The sequence below is a fragment of the Verrucomicrobiota bacterium genome, assembly GCA_019247695.1.
Taxonomy (GTDB): Bacteria; Verrucomicrobiota; Verrucomicrobiia; order Chthoniobacterales; family JAFAMB01; genus JAFBAP01.
The window spans coordinates 1-22,640 of sequence record JAFBAP010000126.1; the positions used below are offsets into that span (position 1 = coordinate 1).

17 protein-coding genes and 1 pseudogene are annotated in these 22,640 nt (G+C 63.1%); 8 read left to right on the forward strand and 10 right to left on the reverse strand.

Annotated features, from left to right (window positions below; translation table 11 throughout):
• Positions 1 to 20: 20 nt before the first annotated feature.
• The 3 genes from lpxA to JO015_14895 all read right to left on the reverse strand — a co-directional run bounded on the left by lpxA (position 21) and on the right by JO015_14895 (position 2,937).
• Positions 21 to 791, reverse strand: a complete 771-nt coding sequence (gene lpxA, locus JO015_14885) for an acyl-ACP--UDP-N-acetylglucosamine O-acyltransferase (protein ID MBW0000382.1) — start codon at positions 789 to 791, stop codon at positions 21 to 23.
• Positions 788 to 2,101: a bifunctional UDP-3-O-[3-hydroxymyristoyl] N-acetylglucosamine deacetylase/3-hydroxyacyl-ACP dehydratase gene (locus tag JO015_14890; protein MBW0000383.1), complete on the reverse strand. Its 1,314-nt coding sequence runs from the start codon at positions 2,099 to 2,101 to the stop codon at positions 788 to 790. Before JO015_14890 ends, lpxA begins: the two co-directional genes overlap by 4 nt.
• Before the next feature lie 89 nt (positions 2,102 to 2,190).
• Entirely contained in the window at positions 2,191 to 2,937 is a 747-nt protein-coding gene (locus JO015_14895; GenBank protein ID MBW0000384.1) for an ABC transporter ATP-binding protein, read from the reverse strand.
• Positions 2,938 to 3,063: 126 nt separating this feature from the next.
• On the opposite strand from JO015_14895, the gene JO015_14900 reads away from it, so the two are divergent.
• Together JO015_14900 and JO015_14905 are read left to right on the forward strand one after the other, a co-directional pair.
• Complete coding sequence (locus tag JO015_14900) at positions 3,064 to 3,849, forward strand: RluA family pseudouridine synthase (protein MBW0000385.1); 786 nt, start codon at positions 3,064 to 3,066, stop codon at positions 3,847 to 3,849.
• An 83-nt stretch (positions 3,850 to 3,932) separates the two neighbouring features.
• A complete protein-coding gene (locus JO015_14905; protein MBW0000386.1) occupies positions 3,933 to 5,108 on the forward strand; it encodes an esterase family protein in 1,176 nt (391 codons plus the stop codon).
• A gap of 84 nt (positions 5,109 to 5,192) precedes the next feature.
• Here JO015_14905 and JO015_14910 read toward each other — a convergent pair whose 3' ends face one another.
• Together JO015_14910 and JO015_14915 are read right to left on the reverse strand one after the other, a co-directional pair.
• A complete protein-coding gene (locus JO015_14910) occupies positions 5,193 to 6,227 on the reverse strand; it encodes a hypothetical protein (protein MBW0000387.1) in 1,035 nt (344 codons plus the stop codon).
• Positions 6,228 to 6,237: 10 nt separating this feature from the next.
• Positions 6,238 to 7,443 (reverse strand): L,D-transpeptidase family protein, encoded by a 1,206-nt coding sequence (locus JO015_14915; protein ID MBW0000388.1) that lies wholly within the window; start codon positions 7,441 to 7,443, stop codon positions 6,238 to 6,240.
• Positions 7,444 to 7,990: 547 nt separating this feature from the next.
• Here JO015_14915 and JO015_14920 point away from each other — a divergent pair.
• The 3 genes from JO015_14920 to JO015_14930 all read left to right on the forward strand — a co-directional run bounded on the left by JO015_14920 (position 7,991) and on the right by JO015_14930 (position 13,412).
• A complete protein-coding gene (locus JO015_14920; GenBank protein MBW0000389.1) occupies positions 7,991 to 8,629 on the forward strand; it encodes a DUF2760 domain-containing protein in 639 nt (212 codons plus the stop codon).
• A gap of 52 nt (positions 8,630 to 8,681) precedes the next feature.
• Positions 8,682 to 10,526: an Hsp70 family protein gene (locus JO015_14925; protein ID MBW0000390.1), complete on the forward strand. Its 1,845-nt coding sequence runs from the start codon at positions 8,682 to 8,684 to the stop codon at positions 10,524 to 10,526.
• A 78-nt stretch (positions 10,527 to 10,604) separates the two neighbouring features.
• Complete coding sequence (locus JO015_14930; GenBank protein MBW0000391.1) at positions 10,605 to 13,412, forward strand: Hsp70 family protein; 2,808 nt, start codon at positions 10,605 to 10,607, stop codon at positions 13,410 to 13,412.
• A 406-nt stretch (positions 13,413 to 13,818) separates the two neighbouring features.
• On the opposite strand, the gene JO015_14935 is transcribed toward JO015_14930, so the two are convergent.
• Both JO015_14935 and JO015_14940 read right to left on the reverse strand, forming a co-directional pair.
• Entirely contained in the window at positions 13,819 to 14,265 is a 447-nt protein-coding gene (locus JO015_14935) for an SgcJ/EcaC family oxidoreductase (GenBank protein ID MBW0000392.1), read from the reverse strand.
• Complete coding sequence (locus JO015_14940) at positions 14,262 to 15,749, reverse strand: FAD-dependent monooxygenase (GenBank protein ID MBW0000393.1); 1,488 nt, start codon at positions 15,747 to 15,749, stop codon at positions 14,262 to 14,264. The genes JO015_14935 and JO015_14940 overlap by 4 nt, the downstream gene beginning before the upstream one ends.
• A gap of 71 nt (positions 15,750 to 15,820) precedes the next feature.
• Here JO015_14940 and JO015_14945 point away from each other — a divergent pair, with 71 nt between their 5' ends.
• Positions 15,821 to 16,462, forward strand: a complete 642-nt coding sequence (locus tag JO015_14945; protein MBW0000394.1) for a TetR/AcrR family transcriptional regulator — start codon at positions 15,821 to 15,823, stop codon at positions 16,460 to 16,462.
• A gap of 224 nt (positions 16,463 to 16,686) precedes the next feature.
• On the opposite strand, the gene JO015_14950 is transcribed toward JO015_14945, so the two are convergent.
• From JO015_14950 to JO015_14960, 3 genes and pseudogenes are all read right to left on the reverse strand, one after another.
• Positions 16,687 to 17,520, reverse strand: coding sequence for a hypothetical protein (locus JO015_14950; protein MBW0000395.1), 834 nt, complete (start codon positions 17,518 to 17,520; stop codon positions 16,687 to 16,689).
• Positions 17,521 to 17,561: 41 nt separating this feature from the next.
• Positions 17,562 to 18,701, reverse strand: coding sequence for a redoxin domain-containing protein (locus tag JO015_14955; GenBank protein MBW0000396.1), 1,140 nt, complete (start codon positions 18,699 to 18,701; stop codon positions 17,562 to 17,564).
• A gap of 374 nt (positions 18,702 to 19,075) precedes the next feature.
• A pseudogene (locus tag JO015_14960) lies at positions 19,076 to 19,222 on the reverse strand (IS4 family transposase).
• Between the two features lie 344 nt (positions 19,223 to 19,566).
• On the opposite strand from JO015_14960, the gene JO015_14965 reads away from it, so the two are divergent.
• Both JO015_14965 and JO015_14970 read left to right on the forward strand, forming a co-directional pair.
• Positions 19,567 to 21,057, forward strand: coding sequence for an inorganic phosphate transporter (locus JO015_14965; GenBank protein MBW0000397.1), 1,491 nt, complete (start codon positions 19,567 to 19,569; stop codon positions 21,055 to 21,057).
• Between the two features lie 17 nt (positions 21,058 to 21,074).
• Positions 21,075 to 21,449 (forward strand): hypothetical protein, encoded by a 375-nt coding sequence (locus tag JO015_14970; GenBank protein ID MBW0000398.1) that lies wholly within the window; start codon positions 21,075 to 21,077, stop codon positions 21,447 to 21,449.
• Positions 21,450 to 22,640: the final 1,191 nt, after the last annotated feature.

Here is a 22,640-nt window from a genome sequence, read left to right on the forward strand (position 1 = left end):
GGTGTAAGACTGATGCGGCTTTACCGGATGATCCCCCGCTCGCTGCTCTCGATGAATTCGATCAGCTGTTGCACCTCGGTGACCCCCTCGAGCGTCGCCCGCAATTCAGCCAACGCTTGCTTGGTGTTCAGGTTCGACCGGTACAGAATCCGATAAGCCTCTTTTATTGCCCGCACCGTTTCCGGGGCGAACCCATTTCGCTCCAACCCCACCTGGTTGATGCCGCGGATTACCGCAGGGTTTCCGTCTGCAATCATGAACGGCGGCACATCCTGGACGATCTTGGAACAGCCGCCCGTGATGGCGTGCCGGCCGATCCGGCAAAACTGGTGAACCGCCGTCAGGCCGCCAAGCACCGCGTGATTGTCCACGCGGACATGGCCCGCCAGGGTTCCGTTGTTTGAAAAGATGACGTGATCCGACACTTGGCAGTCGTGCGCGACATGCGCATAGGCCAGAAAATTGCCGAACGACCCGATGCGCGTCACCGCCCCGACCGCCGTGGCCCGGTTAACGGTCACAAATTCCCGGAAACAGTTCTGCTCGCCGATTTCCAGAAAAGTCGGCTCGCCCGCATATTTCAGATCCTGGCTTTGCTGGCCGATCGACGCGTATGCATGAAAACGGTTTCGCGGTCCGATCCTGGCGGGACCGCACAGGGTCACATGGTGTTGCAGCCAGCAACCATCACCGATTTCCACGCCGTCGCCGATCACGCAATAAGGTCCGATGGTGACCCCCTCGCCGATCCGGGCGCCGGGGTCGATGATCGCAGTCGGGTGAATGCTCATTGCGCTACGAACGCGAACATCAGGGTCCCTTCCGACGTCACTTCTCCATTAACCAGACAACGACACTGCGCCTTGCCGATATTGCCCTTGGCGCGAACCAGTTCCGCCTCAATAACCAGGTTGTCGCCAGGCAACACCGGTTTGCGGAACTTGACCCCATCCGCGCTCATAAAATAACCGATCCCGCTGGTGACCGAACTCTGTTTACGCAGTAAAATGCTGGCAACCTGCGCCATGGCTTCAACCTGCAGAACGCCCGGCATGACCGGGTGACCCGGAAAATGCCCCGGGAAAAATGGTTCATTGACCGTCACGGATTTGATCCCGACGCATTTATTCTCGCCTTCGAACGAGATGATCCGGTCAACCATCAGAAAAGGGTACCGGTGCGGCAACACCGCCATGATATCCTTCGCCTCCATCACCCCGGTACCGCGCGGGATCACCTGCGGTGGCGCCATTGCAAGAATATGTTCGTGACGCTTATGGATTGCCCGGGTGAGTTCGCTGTTTGCACCGTGCCCGGGTTTGATCGCGATGATGTGGCCGGCGATACGGCAGCCGGCCAGGAAGACGTCACCGATGATATCCAGGATCTTATGGCGCACGAACTCGTCCGGATAACGCAACGGTTCCTTGCCCATGACCGACTCGCCCCGGATCACGATTGCATTCTCCAGGCTGCCGCCCTTGATCAGCCCTTTGTCCAGTAACGGTTTGAGGTCCTCGTAAAAGACGAACGTGCGCGCCCGCGCAATCTCCTGCTCGTAGGTTTCGGGCGTGATTTCCAGGGAATGATACTGGGTGAAGCGCCCGGCCGGCCCCACCTGCGTGCAGGAAATCCGGAACCTGTCGTCCGGCACCAGCGTGAGGATTGAACCGCTTTTCGTTTCAACGTGGATCGGTTCACGCACTTCAAATACCCGGCGGATCGCCGGTTGCGCTTCGAGCCCGCATTTCTTGATCAACTCGACGTACGGAATGGCGCTCCCGTCGCCGATGGGCGGCTCATTCGCGTCCATCTCCACAATCGCGTTATCGATCCCCATCCCGTGCAATGCAGACAACACATGCTCGACGGTGTGCGCTTTCACGTTGCCTTCCGCGATCGTGGTGGCGCGTTCGACAAGTTTCACGTGATCGATCTTTGCCTCGACAATCGGCTCATCGGGCAGGTCAACCCGTTTGAACCGGATACCTTGATCGACCGGGGCCGGCCTCAACGTCAGGGTCACAGTAGCGCCCGTGTGCAAAGCCGTACCGCTCAGGCTGGCGCTTTTTGCCAAAGTATGCTGGTATGAAAAAGCCATCGGCAGGAGGCCCGGATTGTTACACGCCCCTCAGCAATCGGCAATCGGCAATCATCAGGGTTAAGGATCGTTTAATCATCAATCCGCGCTCAGCAGAGGCCGGGGTGCCCGACGACCGCTGCTTGATCATCGAGCCGCGGCACCCGTGTTCCCGGCCCCTTTCGGATCGTATCCCCTTCGATCCTGCCGTTCCGCAAGCGTATGACCCGGCCCGCCTGGGCCGCCACGTCCGGGCTGTGCGTCACCACCACCAGGGTGGCGAGACGCTGCTGGTGAATCGTGCCAAACAGGGCCATGATCCGGCTCGCGTTCACCTCATCAAGGTTTCCGGTCGGTTCGTCGGCCAGCAAAAGGCGCGGCTGATGCGCCAGCGCTCGCGCCACCGCCACCCGTTGCATTTCACCGCCGCTCAGCTGTGAGGTAAAATGGCCGGCGCGCTTTCCCAGATCGACGAGGTCAAGCAACTCGCGCGCCCGCTCCTCGGCCCGGCGCAGCGATTGGCCCTGTAACTGGAGCGGAAGCGCCACATTTTCCAACACGGTCAAAGTCGGTAACAGATTGAAAAACTGGAAGACGATCCCGAGTTTTTCCCGGCGATACTTCGTCAATTCCCTCTCGGACGCACTCCCGACCGCCACGCCGTCGACCCAGATCTCACCTTCGTCGGGCCGATCCAGGCCGCCGAGCAAGTGCATCAAAGTGCTCTTGCCCGACCCCGATTCACCGGTGATCGCCACGAATTCGCCGGCGCTGATGCCAAGGCTAATCCGGTCAAGCGCCACCACCAGATTGTCACCTTGCCGGTACCGCCGGCTGACTTGTTTGAATTCAACCATCGCAACTCATTTCTAACAAATACGCGCGCCGGACTCACCGCCACTGCGCCCACGAGCCTGCGCCGCCATTTTTCGGCCGCTTGTAAACTTTTGCGCGGTTTGCAGGGCTACCCTACCCTTGCAGGAGTGGATACCCCGCATTGGCCCGGCTCCTTGATCAAAACGCGTGCGGCGATCGGGTCATTCGGCAGGCGCGTCGTCTTCGAAGACGACGATTTTCTGGTCATCGATAAACCGCCTCACTGGATGGTTCACCCCACCAAACCGGGTGGACCTCCCACGGTCTGGGACGAATTACGCGAACTCCTTGCCTACGAACTGCTCGGAGGCGGCCAGGTCTCGTTTGTAAACCGGCTGGATCGCGAGACCAGCGGCCTGATCCTCGTCGCCAAGAACCGGGCCACCGCCCGCTGCCTTTCCCACCGGATTGAGCGGTCGGAAATTTCAAAGGTTTACCTGGCGATCTGTTGGGGAGAAGCACCCGCTCCAGCCTTCACCATCGACGCACCCATCCTGCGGCAGGGCCGCGTCCGGCCGAGCCGGATCTGGCTGAAACGATGCATCGATCCGGGCGGCGACCCGGCCGTGACGCATTGCCGCCGGCTCGCGGGCTGGATGGCTGACGGGCGATCGTTCAGCCTGATCGAAGCGCGTCCCCTGACCGGCCGCACCCACCAGATCCGGGTTCATTTGCAGTCGGCCGGTTTACCGATCGTGGGTGACAAGATTTACGGGCCGGATGAAAACCTGTACCTGGATTTCATCGAGACCGGGTGGACTCCGCGCCTCGCGGCCGAACTGTTACTGGATCGCCACGCCCTGCACGCCGGTGGGCTTGCCTTTACCCTCCACGGACAAAATTACGAATTTACCGCCCCGCTGCCTGCCGACTTACGAACCCTGCTTCGATAGGCAGCTTGTATCGGTTTGCGAGTCACTGTGAAAACGAAGACTAACACATGAAGCCCGAGGCAACCTGCATTACAAAGGTAACCATGATGCACTCTTTGGCGTCTGGATTCCTCTTAACCTGCGCGCTTTTGACCGGTGAAGCACGCGCGGCCGGCTTGCCCGCCGGCCCGCCGAACGACCGGCCACTTAAAGCGTTCGTTACCTCCGTTGGTGAGGACCGCCGCATCACTTTTCGGCTCTTCGCGCCCAATGCCAAAGCCGTCTCGGTCGTCTTCAAAAGGCTCGACCCGGCCGCGGCGGCGCCCATCCCGCTGGTGCGCAACCAGGATGGCGTCTGGAGCGTGACGGGCGACCCGGTCGAGCCAAACCTGTACGAGTACTACTTCGACGTCGACGGGTTTCGCACGATCGATCCGGGCACCAACTCTCCAAAGCCTCAGCGGCAGGTGAACACCAGCCTCATCCTTGTGCCCGGCAGCCTGCTGGACACTCGACGCGTCCCGCACGGTGACCTTCGCCTCGTCACCTTGCGTTCAAAGGCGCTCGATACCGAGCGGCAAATGTTCGTCTACACGCCCCCCGGCTACAGCGACGCTTCCGCTCACTTGCCCGTCCTTTACCTTTATCACGGCTTCGGGGACACCGTGGAATCCTGGGTCAAACAAGGCCGCGCCCCCCAGATCCTCGACAACCTTCTGGCTGCGGGACGGATTCAACCCATGATCGTGGTCATTCCGGACACCGAAACCGACATTCCGGAGGCCATCCCGGAAAACTTCCCCGCCGGCGAGCGCCGCAAGACCTTTTACCCGCTGAATGCCAAGGCGGCCGACCGTGAACTGATTGAGGATCTCATCCCTTACATGCAGGCCCATTATCGGGTCCGGGATGAGGCGGATGGACGCGCGATCGCCGGGCTGTCGCAGGGCGGCTATCAGGCGCTGGTTTCCGGCCTCTCCCATCTGGATACCTTCGCCTGGGTGGCCACCTTCAGCGGCGTGAGCACGGTGACGGTGCCGGATGAGGGGGTTGCGGCAGCTTTGGCCGATCCGGATCGGGTTAATAAAGCGTTACGCGATTTTACGGTGACGGTCGGTTCGGAGGATACCGTCACGGGCAAGGATGTTGCCGGCCTTAAAGCCATTCTCGATGAAAAAAAAATCGCCTACCGGTACCACGAATATCCCGGCCTCGGCCATGAAATGGACGTATGGCGCCCATCCTTGATCGCCTTTCTGCCGGAACTTTTCAGGCCATAAACCCGGCACTCACGATCGCATTCCGAACCCCCCTCTTCCCGCCACCCGCCACCCGACACCCAACACCCGGCATCCCCACTCCTCCTACCCGGCACTCGCCGCCCCTTCCTCCATCTGCCGGCGGCGGCGCTCCATCCATCGTTCGGCCTCCTGCTGCATCCGCAACAGGCGCCGGTCCAAAGCCTGTTGCTCGCACTGCAATTGAAAGATCTCCGCCTCCAGCTCGTTCCGCAGCTCCTGCGCAACTGCCCGCCGGTGCGACGCCGTTGTCGCCCGGAACCGCCATGACCGGCGTTCGGCCAGGATGACCAGCGCGCGTTCCAGCATCGCCAGCCGCGCCCGCGCCTCGCTGGCCAGCTCCAGCAGCTCCGAATAACGAAGCTGCTTTGTCCCCACCCGGTCGCAACGCGCCAGGATAACTTCCAGCGTGAAAACGTCGCCCGCGTGGTACGCAGCCTGGGTTTGATGCCACAACTCCAACTCGGCCCGGGAGAGCAATCCCCTGGCATCCGGGTGCAGACGCCTCACGATCTTGCGGTACAACTTTTTCACCCGCGTGCCTACGTCCTCCCTGAGCTCAGCGCGGGCGATGTCCTCCTGATCCGAGAAATCCGCCTCATCGGGATCGGCATCCCCGGCCCGGTCCGAAAATCCGTGCCCTCGTCCACCCGCGGCGCCGCCCGGCTCATCGTGTGCGGATTCCGAGCCGTCCCCGGCAACCGTCCAGGTTTTCCGAGCCCACGATTGGTCATCCGCTTGCGGCTGGTCGATTTCCCGCCAGAAACGTTCGACTTCTGCCGGGATCACGCACCGGCCGCTTTCAATCGCCGTAAACCAGAAAAGCGCTTCACCCTCGTGATAGCCGCCGCGCTCCCGTAAGGCATGCACGAGGCGGAGCCGGGCCCGCAACAACTGCGCGATGTCCTGCGCTTCGCGTTTGCGGGATAACAGGTCGGCGCAGACCAGACTTTCCCACTGGCGAAAAGCCGGCAGATCAAACTGATCGTGGTCGCTGATCTGCCGCTCCAGCGTCTGAATATCCGCCCGCAGGGCGTCAAGTTGCGCCTTGCACGCCCGGGTTAACGCTTCGTTGTCGAGGATCAGTAACGCCCACTCCATGCGCCGGGAATCAGAAGATTTGAACCGTCATGCCGCCGGTGACCTGGCTGATCACGCGTGCGGCGTCCCAATTGGCCAACCGGATACACCCATGGCTGGCCGAACGGCCAATCGTGTCCGGACTGTTGGTGCCATGGATCCCGATCCCGCGTTTGTTGAGGCCGATCCAGACCACGCCCACCGGATTCCGAGGGCCCGGCGGCAGGTTATAATAGTTTTCACTCCGCTCCCCATGCTGCAGCATGGCTTCATCCCAGCGGAACCACGGCAGCGTGGAGATACCGACGATCTTCCATGTGCCGATCGGAGCCGGCAACCGTTTCGAGCCGGGGGTGATCGGGAACGAGCAAATCAGCTTTTCGCCGTCGAAGACGTCCAGCATGTGGTAATGCGTGTCGACTTTGACAACGCGGGTCGCGAACTGCGAATTGGACGGCAGGTGCGCCACTTCTTTCATCGTCTCGATCTGGAAAGGCTGCACGTTGGGTACGCGCACCGAGTCGCCGGGCTTCAGTCTATCGAGGTTTACGCCTCGGTTAAGCTTTGCGATGAACTCCGGATCGGCGTGGAATCGCTCACCTAAAAACTCGGCCATTGACCGGTAATTCAAGGCCTTGAGGTGCGCCTCGTCCTTAGGTTTGGACGGCAAGGTCGGGTCAATGCGGGTCAAATCTTCCGCCGCCACGGCGTAAGTTGTGTAGATTGGGAAGATCCTTTCTAACTCCTCCTGCATCGCCCGATCAATCTGGCCGGTCGGTTTCTGCCCGTTCGCAACCTGGTAGCGGATCAGCGCCTTGCCGGTGAATTCTCCCCACCTGCCGTCGATTTTTCCCGGCCCGAAGCTGCGCTGATCCAAAAAGATCTGCAGCCGGGTAATGAGCTCTTGCGATGATGCCGGCAGCGCGCGGGGCACCTGGGCCGTCTCGCCGGGAGACGCCACGGTCGGTTGCGGTACGGGCGGCGTCCAAGGTTGTGCCGGCGCATTTGGGTTCGGCGCAGGGCTGACGTTTCCGCTCGGGGCAGGCGTCCCCGTGGGCGGCACCAGGGTCGGATTGGCGAACACCGGGGTCGGCGACGGCGCGGCTGAATCTGCGGGAGCCGGCGTGGCGCCCGGAGCCGGTGTGAGGTTCGGAACCGGTGTGTAATCTGACGCCGGTTCGGCGCGCCGGACGCTCGGAGATGGCGTCGGAGACGGACCTTGGGCGGGGGCGTTCATCGCCGATGCGAACGCGAGAACCCCAAGGCTGGCAAGACAAAGTAACTTACGGAGCAACATAAATCATGAATGACGCAGGCGCGCGGAGTATACCACGTCGCCCGTGGCTGCCAAGCATCACAGATTAAGGGCACACGGCGGCCACAGCGGGTTTGGCGGGCACGACGACTGAGTTCACACGGCGACCACGGCGAGCCACGGCGGAAAGAGGAGAGAGTTCGGAGCTCGGGGTTCGGGGTTCGGAGTTCGGAGTGGCATCGTGGGGGGTGGGTGCGAGTGTCAGCCTTAGAGTTACCGCCAGGTCCTCTTAATCTGTGTCAATCTGTGTAATCTGTGAATGCTTTCCTCTTTTCTGCGTTCTTCTGCGTGTTCTGCGGATGATTCTGTCTTTCCGCCGTGGTCGCCGTGGCTCGCCGTGTTCGCCGTGTGAACTCAGTCGTTGTGCCCGCCCTCCTCGCCGTGCCCGCCGTGTGACGGCGCTTGCGTTTGGCGGAATCAAACTGAAACTTTCAAGGCATTCATCCGCCCGGCTAGGGCAGTCACTACGATGAAACCTTACCTATCGCTCGCCGCAGTTTTAGTTGCCGTCCTCACTGGTCTGCTCCTGGTTCCGGCGGCACGCGACTACCTTGTCCCGATTGCCGCGGCTGCCTTCATGCTGTCCCTCCTCGTCCTGGTCCTTTCGCTGGCCGGACGAACCAAGCCTGCTGCCGCACCGGAACCTGCTCCGGTTGAAGCCGCTGCGCCGTCCCCTCCCCCGCCGGTGGTCGTCCCACCACCGACCCCGGCGGTAAATCCGGCGGAAGCAGAAGTCGTCGCCTTTTTCGCCCTCCTTCAGGAGAAAGGCCGCTTCGTCGATTTTCTCATGGAAGATCTTACCCCTTATGATGACGCCCAGGTCGGGACGGCGGCGCGGGTGGTTCATCAGGGGTGCAGACAGGTTTTGCAGGAATCTTTTAAGATCACCCCGGTCGCCAATGCCGAGGAAGGATCGCAGGTCACCGTGCCGGCCGGCTACGCCGCCGATGAGTACCGGATCGTCGGCAAACTCAGCGGAGACCCACCCTTCACCGGCAAGCTGATCCACAAAGGCTGGAAGACCGAATCCGTCAAACTCCCGCGGCTCGTGAATACCGGCCGGGAACGCCTGCCGGCGATCGCCCCTGCAGAAGTCGAAATCAAGTAGGGCCGCGCCGCCCCCCATTCGCCGGTCCGAATAAGCGTTTTTACCTAACCAAATGAGCGCACGTTTCAGTCTTGGAATTGATCTGGGCACCAGCAACAGCGTGGTTGCCGTCGAGGATCTCGAGACCGGCCGCACCGCCATCGTCGAAATCACGCAACTGCTCGCTCCCAATCAGGTCGGGGAAAAGCCGTTGCTTCCCTCGGCGCTTTACATCCCCCACCCGGACGAATTTCCGGAGAACGCCTCGCGGTTGCCATGGACAAAAAGTGCTTCGGAAACGATCGTCGGCCAGTTTGCGCGCGATCACGGCACCCTGATCCCGGACCGTTTGATTACGTCGGCCAAATCGTGGCTGTCGAACGTCCACATCGATCCGAAAAAGCCGGTCCTGCCCTGGAAATCCGATATCAAACAACAGAAACTCTCTGCGTTCGAATGTTCCCGGCGCATCCTCGAGCACATGAAAGAGGGCGTCCTGTACGCGGAAAACGCCCAAGGCCGCAAGTTGAACCTGGCGGAAGCCCAGATCGTCCTCACAGTTCCCGCCTCCTTTGACGAAGTCGCTCGCAACCTGACGTCCGAGGCCGCAGACGCCGCCGGGTTCGGCAAGGTGGTGTTGCTTGAAGAACCGCAGGCAGCCTTCTACGCCTGGACGGCGCAGGCCGGCAGCGACTGGCGGCGCCAGGTCAGTCCCGGAGATATTATCCTCGTCTGCGACGTCGGCGGCGGCACCGCGGATTTTATCCTGATCGCCATCACCGAAAGGGAAGGCAACCTCGAACTCGAACGAATCAGCGTCGGCGAGCACATCCTGCTGGGCGGGGACAACATGGACCTCGCGCTCGCCTACACGCTCCAGGCGCAACTCGAAGCGACCGGCAAATCGATCGATTCGTGGCAGTTCCTCGCCCTGACGCACGCCGCGAGCAACGCCAAGGAAAAGCTGTTTAATGATCCCTCCCTGAAGGATGCCCCGATCGCCGTCCCTTCTCGAGGATCCAGCCTGCTGGCAAAAACGGTCTCGACGAAGTTGAATCGCGCTACCCTCGAGCAAATCGTTCTGGATGGCTTTTTCCCGCTGACCGCGGTAACTGATCTGCCGCAGGAATTCCGGAGCACCGGCCTCCAGGAGTTCGGACTGCCGTATGCGCCGGACCCGGTTATCAGTAAGCACCTCGCCCGGTTCCTGACCCGGAGCCTGATGAACGTGAAGGCCAGCGAAGCGCTGGCCGCCCTCCTGGCCACCCGTCCGGAAGCGCTCCAGGGCCACTACATCAAACCGACCGCCGTGCTTTTCAACGGGGGCGTCTTCAAGGCGGCGCCGATCCGGAAACGGGTGCTCGATCTGCTCGCTTCGTGGGACAATGGTGCTTCGGTCCGGGAACTCGCGGGGTTTCAACCCGACCTTGCCGTCGCCAAAGGGGGCGCGCTCTACGGGCGCAACCGCACCACCGGCCACGGGATCCGCATCAAGGCAGGCACCGCACGGTCGTACTACGTCGGGCTCGAATCTTCGATGCCGGCGATCCCGGGGTTCAAGCCGCCGATCAAAGCCTTGTGCGTGGTCCCGCAAGGCATGGAAGAAGGCAGCGAACTCCTCATCGATCAGCAGGTATTCGGCTTGATGACCGGCCGGCCGGCGGAGTTCCGCTTTTTTGCTTCCGAGGTTCGCAGTGGGGACAGACCCGGTCAGGTCATTCCAAATGCCGAACGCGAGCTCGAAGAATCCAGCCGGATCGAGGTGGCCTTGCCGGCCGTTGAAGGGTTCCCCGAAGGCCAGGCCATTCCGGTGGTCATCAACCCCGTCGTCACTGAACTCGGCAACCTTGAGCTCTGGATGAAACACACCGGGTCGGACCGCCGTTGGAAGGTGGAATTTCAGGTGCGGATGGAGTGAAGGCACCAGTTTGCACCCTCCCCCTGAAAATGGGTCTGGATCACCTAGGGCGCGTACCTGCCCGCCTCGCTTCGTTTGATGGTTAGCGCAAAATTCAGCATCGGCATCGATCTCGGCACCACCAACTGCGCCATGGCATTCGAGGCGCTCGACGGCGATAGCCAGGGGTCAAGCGAGGTATTGCCGATCCCGCAGTGGGAAGCCCTCACAGGGTTTTCCGAGGCAACGACGCTGCCCTCATTCCTGTACCTGCCGGCTGAACGCGAAGCCGCCCGGATGCTTGGAGACAGCGCGGCGCAAGGCGAGTGGATCCCCGGCCGGTTCGCCAGAAAGCAGGCGGCGGAATTTCCCGGCCGCGTCGTGCACTCCGCCAAGTCGTGGCTCTGCCATCACGCCGTGGACCGGACCGCGCCGTTTCTGCCGTGGCGATCGGACGAAATTCCGGTCGAGAGGCGGATCTCGCCCATCCGTGCCTCCGCCCTTCTGCTCGAGTACCTGCGCGCCGTGTGGGATGCAAGGTTCGCCGAACGCGATTCCGGTTTTGGACGGCAGGAGATTACCGTTACCGTTCCGGCGTCCTTCGATGCGGTGGCCCAGCGGCTTACGCTGGAAGCCGCGCGCGAGGCCGGTTTCCCGGAAGGGGTCCGCCTCCTGGAAGAACCGCAGGCCGCGTTTTACCGTTGGCTGGAAAAGCAGGAATCACCGGAAACCCTCTGGGGACGGCTGTCCGGCAGAGGGGATGATGCCCGGCGCGTCGTCGCCGTGATCGATATCGGCGGCGGCACCTCCGATTTCAGCCTTTTCGAGGTCAGCCCCCCGTCCGGCACGATGTTTCCGCACATCAAACGAATCGCCGTCAGTGATCACCTGCTCCTCGGGGGTGACAATATTGACCTCGCGCTCGCGCACCACGTCGAGGCACGCCTGGGAGGCGAACCGTTCTCCGGCGCGCAATGGAATTTCCTGGTGGCCCGCTGCCGCGATCTGAAGGAGCGCTGCCTGTCAAACGCGGCCGGCGACGTTTTTCCGATCTCGATTCCCGGCCGCGGGTCGAGTCTGCTGGGCGGGACCGTTAGCGTCCAGGTCGCACGGGCCGAGGTCGAATCGATCGTGCTCGACGGATTCTTCCCCGAATGCGGCGCGGATGCGCGTCCCGCGAAAACGCAAGCCGGTCTGAGGGAATGGGCGCTGCCCTACGCCGCCGACAGCGCGGTCACGCGCTACCTGGCCGACTTCCTGCGCGGCCGCCCGCGCTTGGACGCCGTGCTGTTCAACGGCGGGACCCTTTACCCTGAAGCGTTGCGCCAGCGGCTCCGGCAACAGATCTCCCGCTGGCAGGGTGGCGCCGAGCCGCAAATCCTCGACAACCCGGAGCCGGACCTGGCCGTTGCCCGCGGAGCTGCCCGCTTCGGCGGTATCCTGCATCGTCACGCTCAACGCATCGAGGCCGGCGCAGCCCGCGCCATTTATCTCGAAATCCATCAGGCGCCCGCGAAAACGGAAAAGACGCCCGCCGCTGCCCTGGTTTGCATCCTGCCCCGCAACGCGCCATCCGAGGAGGAGTTCCGGGTTTCTCAGCCCGGCCTTGAACTTCGCATCAATCGCCCGGTCCGTTTCCAGCCGTACTACTCCACCCGGCGCAGCGCCGACCGCGCCGGTGCGCTCGTGCAATTTAACAAGGACGAGTTCCACCGGCTTCCACTGCTCCAGACCACCGCCCGCCTCAGCGGGCGGCCTTTGGGCGGCAGCGACCGGCTACCGGTGACCCTAACCACCCGGATCAACGAACTCGGATTGCTCCAGGTTACCTGCGTCAGCGCTGACTCCCGCGTGCACGAATCGTGGCCGCTGGAGTTCAACCTTCGCCCGCACGAATCCGATGCTGAACCGGGAAGCCGGAGCCGGATACCACCGGACGAGGCCGGCGCCGTGCGGGCCGATGCCGGCGTCGATCCGGCGCGCCTGGAAACTGCCCAAACCCGGATCCGGTTGATCTTTTCCCGTCCGCTCGACCCGCGCGACAAACTCACTGCCGCCAACCTCCTCAAAACCCTCGAGCAGATCCTCGCCCTTCCAAAAGCCGGCTGGAACTGGGTGCTGATCCGCTCACTCTGGCCGGCTCTGTACGGCGGCTTCGCGCACCGTCAGAAATCCGTGGAACATGAAGAAGCATGGCTGATCCTGGCCGGGTTCCTGCTCCGCCCGGGGTTCGGTGCGCCGGGAGACGATGCGCGCATCGACGAACTCTGGCGGCTGCACGCTGAGGGGCTCGCCTGGCCCGGCAAACGCCTCCAGCTCCAGCAGTATATCCTCTGGCGGCGGGTTGCCGGCGGGCTGAGCCGTGAACGCCAGGAACTGATCCTCGAGCCCGAGTTGCCCAGGCTGCGTACCCAGAATAATCCGCCGGCTGAACTTGTCCGGCTCGCCGGAGCGCTTGAGCGAATCCGCCCGGTCACCAAGGCCGAGCTCGCCACCCTTTTCCTCCAAACTGCCCGCCAACTCGCGGCCGCGAAGCAGTACTGCGCCCCGTACCTCGTCGCGCTCGGGCTCCTGCTCAACCGCGCTCCGCTCTATGCCGGGCCTGAAACTGTCCTCCCCCCGGTCCACGTCGAACAAGCCTTCGAGGCGCTGTCGGATCTGGATTGGGTCGCGCCCGAACTGGCCGAAATTTCCGCCCTTTTCCTCCGGGCCGCCCGCGTGGTCGACGACCCGGCCATTGACCTGCCAAAGGCTTTGCGCGACAAAATCGCGTCCAGACTGCAAAAGGCCGACGTTGCACCCGTGCGCCTCGAACGGCTTCGCAAATTCGTCCCGGTTGCCTCCGGCGACCGGTCCAGCCTCTTCGGCGAATCGCTCCCGCCCGGCCTGGTCATCGGGAACGATTAACGCCGGTTTTGCCAACGGGGCTCCCAAACTGAACTGAACCGAAGTGCCCGCCCGCTCCATTTATGGATCGGCCGAGCCGCACCAAAAGGAGGTATGGCAACGATTTGCCGGAAAATGGGTCACTTCTCACGCCGCCTGAGCATGATTCGGTCGTAACGTAAAGCCGTAGTCCGGTGGCGGCGCGTTGCGCTCCATATTGACGCAGCGGAACTTAGGTTAGGCTAGCCCGTTTCGGTGACGTGACGCGATTCGAGCCGCCTACGCCCGACAGGCCGCCATCGCTCGCCTAACCCGACCATACCGAAAGAATGGTTCAAGTTCGCGACTGCAGAATGCGCGTTGCCGTCCTGGAACACCCTTCCGCGTCGCCGTTGCCGGCCTGCCCGCGCGAAAGTCTGCGCCGCGGTCAGCGTGGCGGCATTTGGGCTACGGCGACGTTGTGAAACGCCGCGATCCACCACCGGCCGTCCTCTCTGGTCAGGACCTCCTGCAGCTTCGTGTGCAGCGCTCCGTCGCTGCCCAGCCCAGCCCCTGGGGGCACCTGTTGCACGTTGGCGAGCGTCGCATCGAGGTCCACCACCGCGACGTCGGGTCGCACAAAGTGGATCCTGCCCACGGTTAAGGCGAGGTGACTGCCCGCGAAGAGGGTGCGGAAAATCTGCGCGTGCTGTTCCACAAACCCCCCTTTGCCGTAGATCCGGGTGCCGGCGACGTTGGTGAAGGTCCCGTCTTCGGCGTAGCGTTCGGCAAAGGCCTCGGCGTCGGCGCGATTCCACGCCTCGGCCTGGCTTTGCACGACGGCGGTGATCGCGGCGCGGTCATCCGCACCCGCGGTGGTGGTTTCGCAGATCACAGCGCCCTTCCTTTCGCGATGAGGTTGTCGAAGTAGGTGGAGACGGCGGGCCAGTCGCCGGACTTTGCCGAGAGCGCGGTGTAGCCGTCAGGACGGACGACCCACAGGCCTTCCGGAGTGAAGGGTTCCCGGAGGGACGGCTCCAACAGGCCGCTAAAGCGCGACCGCAGATCGGCGGGGATGCCTTCTCCTTGGCCAAAGATCGCGAACCGCGGTGCGTCGCCGGCACCGACGGGCGGTTCCTGCGGGCGAATGGGCGCGCGCTCTCCCGGGTGCGGATCAAAATGTCCTCCGCGTGCGTTGAGCGGGCTGTGGGCATAGGCAATGGAGAGCTCGCCGGCGAGTTGCGAGGCGAACCGGCGGGCCGGAGCCATCCCCAGGATGAGCGAGGCGGTGTGATTGCGGAGCGCCTGGCCCAGCTTGTTCTTGACCGTGGCCAGGGAAGTGATCCGGCCGGTCACTTTGAGCACGGCCTCCGCCACCGGGCTGCGCTCGGGGGTGTAGCTGTCGAGCAGGTCCGCTGATGCCCTGCCGTGAACGACCAGGGCGAGCTTCCAGGCGAGGTTGCAGGCGTCCTGCATGCCGGTATTCATGCCTTGGCCGCCCATAGGGCTGTGCACATGGGCCGCATCGCCGGCGAGAAACGCCCGGCGGCCGCGGTAATCGGCGACCTTGCGCTCGTTGATGCGGAACGAGGAGAGCCAGACCGCATCCGTGGCGCGCGCGCCGCCGGGAAAGCGCTGGTCGAGGACCGTCTGCACGTCGGCCAGCGTGGGCGTGGGGGGGTGGGCGGAGCCGTCGTGCGCCGTTCCGACGTCGGCCACGATGCGGTAGCGGTTTTCCGAGATGGGAAAGGTCGCGAGCACGCCGTCCGAGTGCCAGCCGATGTCGATCCCCGATGTGGGGGGCACCCCGACAAGGTGGACGTCGGCCAGCAGCCAATCGATCAGGGAGGTTTCGCCGTGGAACTCCTTGCCCAGCCGATGGCGCACGGTGCTGTGGGCGCCATCACAGCCGGCCAGCCACGAGGTTTCCACCCCCTCTTCGGTGCCGTCCGCGTGGCGAAGCTTCGCATCGACGTTTTCACCGGTGTCGTTGAAGTTGAGGAGCTCGACCTCACGCTCGACCCGAACGCCCAGGCCGTTGAGGAATTCTTCAAGGATGCGCTCCGTGTCGCTCTGAGGCAACATGAGCGCGAAACGGTAAGCGGACGGAAGCCCGTCCATCGTGAGGCGGCCGATGGGGCGTTTGTCGGCCGAGATCGTGACGCTTTCGACCTTGTATCCCGCGTCGACCAGGAAGCGGCTCACGCCGGAGCGCTCCAGGAGCTCAAGGGAGCGGCTCCAGAGGACGAGCGCCTTGGACTTGTCGGTGCGCCGGGACGCTTTGTCGACGATGCGCAGGGGGACGCCGAAGCGCGCGAGTTCGATGGCCAGGGTGAGGCCGACAGGGCCCGCCCCGACGATTAACGCGGAGGTTTTCATAAAGTGTCCTTGCTAAAATAAAAAGAATGTTCCTTCTTTTATTTCAGGACTGATGAGGAGGCAAGCGCAAGATGCCGAAAATTTCTGAGCAACAACGTCAGGCGCGTCGGGACCAGATCCTGGCGGCGGTGTGGCCCTGCTTCCTTCGCAAGGGCGTTCACGCCACGTCCATGGAAGACATCATCCGGGAGTCGGGGCTGTCGGCGGGAGCGGTCTACCTTTACTTCAAGGGCAAGGACGAGCTCATCCTGACGGCGATCTCGACCTACCTGGGCCAGTTACGGGGACTGCTGCTGCCGGTGCTGACGCGGGAGGAGGCGCTTGCCCCGTTACCCTTCGTGCACGAGGTGGCGTCCGCGATCGCCAAGCACACCAAACGGGCGGGCATCGATCTGAACGCGGTGATCCTGATGGGCTGGAGTGAGGCGCAGACCAACGGTGCCGTGAAGGCGCTGGTGACGGAGTTCCAGACCAAGTACCGGGACGCCTTGACCGCGGTGGTCCGGCAGTGGCAGCGGCGCAAGCACGTGCGCGCCGAGGCGGATGCGGAAGCCATCGCCAAGGCGCTGCTCTCCTTCTTCTTGGGTTCCATCGTGCAAGAGGCTTTGCTGGGCGATGCGGATCCGGCGACGCTCACCCGTGGCATCGAAGGCCTGCTGGGGACGAGCGTTCCGAAGGGTCCGCCGGGGGGCAAGGGGCGCCGCCGTCGCTGAGCCGGTTTGCGGGGCGGCGCACCCACCGGTCCGAGCCTCAGCGTTTTGAGCGCGGGCGTGAGGCCCGCGCACGCTCGATTGCGGGGTGATTGACCCCTGGTGCTCGGGCGAGAGCGCGGGGTTCAACCAACCCCACGGGGCTCCGGCGGACGCTCGAACCAAGCGCCGAGGTGGGGCTTACAAACCCTATTCTGGCTGAGGGCCTTACAAAGGTGTGGGAACGCTCAGGGGAAGCACGTGTTGAAGCGCGGAACCGTGCCGGTCAGCTGCAGGACGCCGAGTCCGTACGAGCCGGTCGGCGCGCCTTCGTAGAGGGTCGTGCCGTTGTTTGTGTTGGCGACCGCGCCGGTGCAGTTCTTGAAGAAGGAGGCTTCGCACGGGTAGGGGCCAAAGAGCTGATGGCCCAGCAGAGCCGCAGGGCCGGAGGCGCCCGACGAGATCGGGCAGGAGCACACAATCTGGTTCTCGCCGAGTTGGCCGAGGCCTGGGAACGACTGCCCCCGCGTGCTCGCGAAGCAGATGCCGCCGTCGCACGAGGCGTAGGCGCCGGAGGTGGCCGTCGGGGGGCAGAAGTAGAGCGCTTGGTTTCCGGACGGCGCGACGATCGAGGGGGGCACGCTGTAGGTGCTCACCACGTAGCCGTTGCTGGGGCCCTCAGCATTGAAGTTGCAGACGTCGCCGCCGGCGTATGACAACGAGCGGCTGATGCTGTTGCCAAACCGCAGGTCGCAGCGGCAATAGGCGACGTTGTTGTAGACGAAACAGCGGACACCGGCGCACAGCGCGTACTCCTGGTTGCGGCAGATCACGGTCCCCTCCAGTGCCGAGGCGGCCGCGATGTCGCCTTCGGCCCCGCCGGGGGTCGGGGCGGTGGGCGCAGTGGCGGTGGTGCTGCTCGCGGCCCAGCTTTTCGGCCCGCGCAGGGCCAAGAGCGCCCCGGTGAGGCCACCGCTTAGCAGTTGCAGCGTTTTGCGCCGGGTCAGCCCGTGGGCGACGGCTTTGGCCCATTCATCGAATCGGTGTTCCACGGCGCGTGGGTTGGCGGGGCGGGGTTTCATGGCGGCTCCTTGGAGGCTGCGGGGGATTGAGTTCGGGGCGCTTACGCGCGCGCTGGCAAAGGACTTTCAGGGTGGGGCTGGTGGCCGTTGGAGGAGACGCTCGGGCCGGCGGCTAAGGCCAGAATGGCGTCAAATCCCGCCGCCACGTCCGAAGCCAGCACCCCGCGCTCATCAATGAGGTATCCCACCGGGGTGGCGAACATGGCGTACCGCAGCGAGACCTCCCAGTTTTTCTGCAGCACCACCGGAAAGGTTAACCCCAGCTTGGCCACCTTCTGCCGGTTGGTCTCTGCGTCCTGCCGGCTGACCATGAGCACCTGCAGGTCTTTGCGCTCGCGGTGCACGCGTTCCAAGTGCGGGGCCAATTGCTCGCAGGGGCCGCAGTCCGGGTCGGTAAAGACCAGCAACACCCGCTGGCCCCGGTAGTCCTCAAGGGCCAGTTCCTTCCCATCCAGGCGCGGTAAGCGGAAGTTCGGCGCAGGCGTTCCGGCTTTGAGCCCGCTGCGGTTGAGCCGGCTCTCGCTTACGGGTTTGTTACCCCGGGCGGCTGGCTTGGACGGCGGCGCGTGGCCCGCTTCCGGCGCGCCTTGTGGCGCCGGGGCGGTCGCCAACGCCAGCAGGGCTGCCGCGCCCACGGCCAACTCACTGGCGAGGGTGCCCGTTTCGTCGAGAAGGTAGCCCACCGGCGTGCCGTGGGCCTGATATTGTGCGGCCACTTCCATTTCCTTTTGCAGCAGCACCGGGCAGCCGATGGCGTGCGTTTGGAAGAGCTGGCGGTTGGCCTCGGCTCCCCCCGTGCTGACCACAAGCGGCACGGGCTTGGCGTCCCGGCCCCCAGGCGACAAGGCCGCCAGCTCCGGCACCATGCTCGTGCAGAAACCGCAGGCGGGGTTGAAGAAGATCAGCAGCACCGGACGACCCCGAAACTCTGAGAGCCGGTGGCGAGCCCCCGAAAGGTCGGGCAATTCGAAGTCCGGGGCCATGGAGCCCAGCGGCAGGCCGCTCGGGGCAGCCGGCGCAGGGCGGGGCGGCTCAGCCGGCCGGGCGGCAAGCCCTTTCTCGAGCGCCTCCAAGCGCAGCAAGATGCGCCCGTGTTGACGCACCAGTTGGTAGCCGAGCCAGCAGCCAAAGCCGATCAGCAACCAGGGCAAGGCCAGCGCGAGCACTAAAAGCGTTGTCATGGGGAGGAATCACACGATGGGGGGCTTCAAAGGTCAGGGGGTATTCGAGCGAGGCCCTGGACTCCAGCGGCGCTCACGACGGGCAGCGTCGGGCAGAGAAGGAACTTGTGCGAACTAATCCGTTCCTAGCCCTGGGGGCCGCGCTTGACAAGGGAGAAATGCTCAGCCCGCCACAAAGGTGGCCGCCGAGTAGCCTACGGCGTGAGCCGCCCCGTCTGGGGTCCGTGCACGAAACGGGCATTGGACTAGACCGCTGCGCGGCGATTGTCAGCCCCTGCCCAACCAAGCGGAACGGTTGGTCTGTGCCTGGCCGTTTTTGAGCCCCCGCCACTTGGAGAAGCGTTTTGGCCACGTCGACGCAAGTGGCCTTATCTTTACCCACATTTTTCCTGGAGCGCTTGCGCTAATTCCACCCCCTGCAGCAACAGTTGCAGCTCCTGCCAGCCGCGCCATAAGCTCTGCCAACCCGGCTCCACGTCGCTTTTGCGACCCAAAAAGCCCCCCAACCGGGCCATCCCCCGCCAGAAGCCGAAGTTGGTGGCCACCGCTTCCGGCCCGCCCTGACGACGCACATCAACCGTTTCGGCGATCACAACCTCAATATGGAGCGCAACCCGCCGCCACGGGACTACGCCTTCACGCTACGACTGGATCATGCTCAGGCGGCGTGAGAAGTGGCCCATTTTCCGGCGAATCGTTGCCATACCCCAGAACGCGTTAAAGTAACCTGCGCGCTACGCTGATAAGGCACCGGGACCTGCCGCTCCGGCGTCTCGTGGAAGGTTGTGTTACAAAACCTTAACATTCGTCACGTCGCGGTGGGCTGGACAGGCAGAGCTTATGCCGGTAGATCGCCTACGACCTTATGCACCTGTTTGGAGAATTTCTGACCCTCGGAACTGCGCTTTTCCTGGTCTTGGCCCTGGGAATGGCCCTGAGCTTTGAATTCGTGAACGGTTTTCACGACACTGCCAACGCGGTCGCCACCGTAATCTACACGCACTCGCTTCGGCCCTGGATCGCCGTCATCTGGTCCGGCTTGTGGAACCTCCTCGGTGTCCTGACCTCAACCGGCGCGGTCGCCTTCGGCGTCGTGGCGCTTCTACCGGTCGAACTTGTGCTCAACGTCGGTTCCGGGGCGGGTTTTGCCATGGTGTTTGCCCTGCTGCTGTCGGCCATCATCTGGAACCTGGGCACCTGGTACCTCGGATTGCCGGCCTCGAGTTCTCACACGCTCATCGGCGCCATCATGGGTGTGGGTCTGGCGAACTCGATGCTGACGCCCGGTCACGTGTTCGGTGAAGGCGTCAACTGGGCCAAGGCGGAAGAGGTGTTCAGTTCACTGCTGTTTTCTCCTATCGTCGGCTTTGTAGGGTCGGCCATCCTGCTCCTGCTGGCTAAGGGGCTGATCCGGCGCCCGGAACTCTTCGAACCGCCGGCGAAGGACACACCGCCCCCGTGGCCGGTACGGCTCTTGCTTATCTGCACCTGCACCGGCGTAAGTTTTGCCCACGGCTCCAATGACGGCCAGAAAGGCATGGGCCTGATCATGCTGATCCTCGTCGGCATCGTCCCGGCGACGTTTGCGCTGAATCTGACGACGGATCCGGCGGTGTTTACCGGCTTTTCAGAGGCGGCTCATCACGCGGTGGAAACCATCGACCGTTTGGCCGGGGGTAACAAGATGCCCGACAATGACGCTTCCACCGAACTGTCCAATTACTTGAAAACCACCGGCCAGTTCAACGACCGTATCGTGCCCGCCCTCTCGGTCATTAACCATCGGGTTGTCAGCATGATCGACGGCAAGCACGGGTTCAGAGAACTCTCGAGTCCCGACCGTTCAAAAATGCGCAGCGACATCTATCTCGTCGGCGAGACAATCAACAAACTGAACAAACAAGGCCACCTGAATGATCCGCAAGCCAAATCGGTGCTCACCGGCTACCGGTCACGCATTAAAAGCGTGACGGATTACATCCCGGTGTGGGTGAAGGTTGCCGTGGCCTGCGCCCTCGGTTTCGGCACGATGATCGGCTGGAAACGCATCGTGGTGACGGTCGGCGAAAAGATCGGCAAATCGCACCTTACTTACGGCCAGGGCGCTTCGGCGGAACTCGTGGCCATGGCCACCATCCTGGCCGCGGACCGGTTCGGTTTGCCGGTGAGCACCACCCACGTGCTCTCCTCGGGGGTGGCCGGAACCATGGCCGCCAACCGTTCCGGGCTGCAGATGCAGACACTGCGCAACATCGTGCTGGCCTGGGTGTTGACCTTGCCGGCCTGCGTGTTGCTGGGCGCAGCTACCTTCGCCGGCGGCCTGTACATCGTGTTTAACCTCTTCGGTATGAAGTAAAAGTGGGCGACAAGAGGATGAAAGCGGCATCATTCGCAATCAGCGTCGCTCTATGGCTTCTGAGCCCGGCACTCTCCCAGGCTCAGCAACCGGTGCCGGTGACGGAGGCAGGACAACACGTGGGACAAGACGTGCTGGTGCACGGCACAGTCGAAAACGTGCAACTGCAGCAAGACGGCAACCTCCGGATCTCGTTCACCGAAACCAACCAGCCGGATGGATTCAGTGCCTTGATCGTTAAGGGAACCGGGTTGGACGCGGATCCTCGCCTGACTTTCCTACCCAAGCACGAAATGCAATTGCAGGGTAAGGTCGAGATGGATGGAGGCCGTCCCGAAATCAAGGTCACCTCACGCGATCAGATCGTTAAGCCGCCGGAGTGGCAGAAATAACGGAAAACTGCATTTAAACGCTGGTTGTGAATTTACCCGGCCTGAACCCGGGACGCTGTTTCGAGCCGACCTTGGGCGACAGGACTGAGGTTTCAGCCCCGAAGGGGCAGTAGAACGTGGCGTAGGGTTTACTCCACGGCCATATAGTTAAGGGGCGGTGGGATGCTTTGGTCCCAGAGGGACGGCAGAGGTTAGGCAGGGACCTCAGTCCTTGTGAGGCGCATTTAAGACGGATCGCGTCCTGTAGGGACGCCTGGAACGCTGCCCCGGAGGATTCCGACTCCCCCGGGGCCGGCCAAACCCGGTGCGACCCTCGGCGCCAAAAAACCCGAACGCCCCCCAACCTTTGACGCCCGCTTGGCTTGGCGCACGTTTTCGGCCGTCCCGAGGGGACGCAACCCCTGGGCAACGCCTTCACAGCACAGGGACTGAAGTCCCTGGCTAACCTCAGCCGTCCCTCCGGGACGAAGGCCACGCCCGGCCTTGTATCCTTACTAAACGGCAGGGGGGGTAAACCCCTCGACCTGACCCGCAATTCTGCCAACGTCAAGCAAGACCCGGCACGCGCCACGCGTCCGCGCTTCTCTCTATACCATTTCGACGGCTATGGAGGTAAATTTTTGTCCTCCTTCCCAGGTGCCCTGCCAGCGTTACCCTTATCAGACCGTATAAACGATCCGGGCCCAACGGGCCGGCAGACGGTTTGATGGCCTGAAGGGCCAAAGGAAGATAGCCCAGGGTTTAACCCCTGAGCTTTACCCACATTGTTTGAGGGCAGCGCGGGGACAGCCGTGACCGTCTTACGGCCCGAAGGGCCAAGAGAACTTAGCCCAGGGTTTACCCTGGGTAACCGTAAAATCATGATCCCGCCCTGAAGGGGCGGCAGAACCCGACGGCAACGCTTTCTACCGCCCCTTCAGGGCTCGATCGGGGGAGGAACCCGTTCCCAGGGTGAAACCCTGGCTATGTTCCTTTGGCCCTTCAGGCCATCAAACCGTCTCCCCGCCCGTCGTGTCTAGACCCTTTATACGGTATGATAGGTATAAAACCGGCAGGGGCCTGCAAAGAAGACAAGATTTTAGCTCCATTGCCGGCGGAATGGTATAGAGAGACGCGCGGATGCGTGGCGCGTGCCGGGTCTTGCTTGACGGTGGCAGAATTGCGGGTCAGGTCGAGGGGTAAACGCTGGGC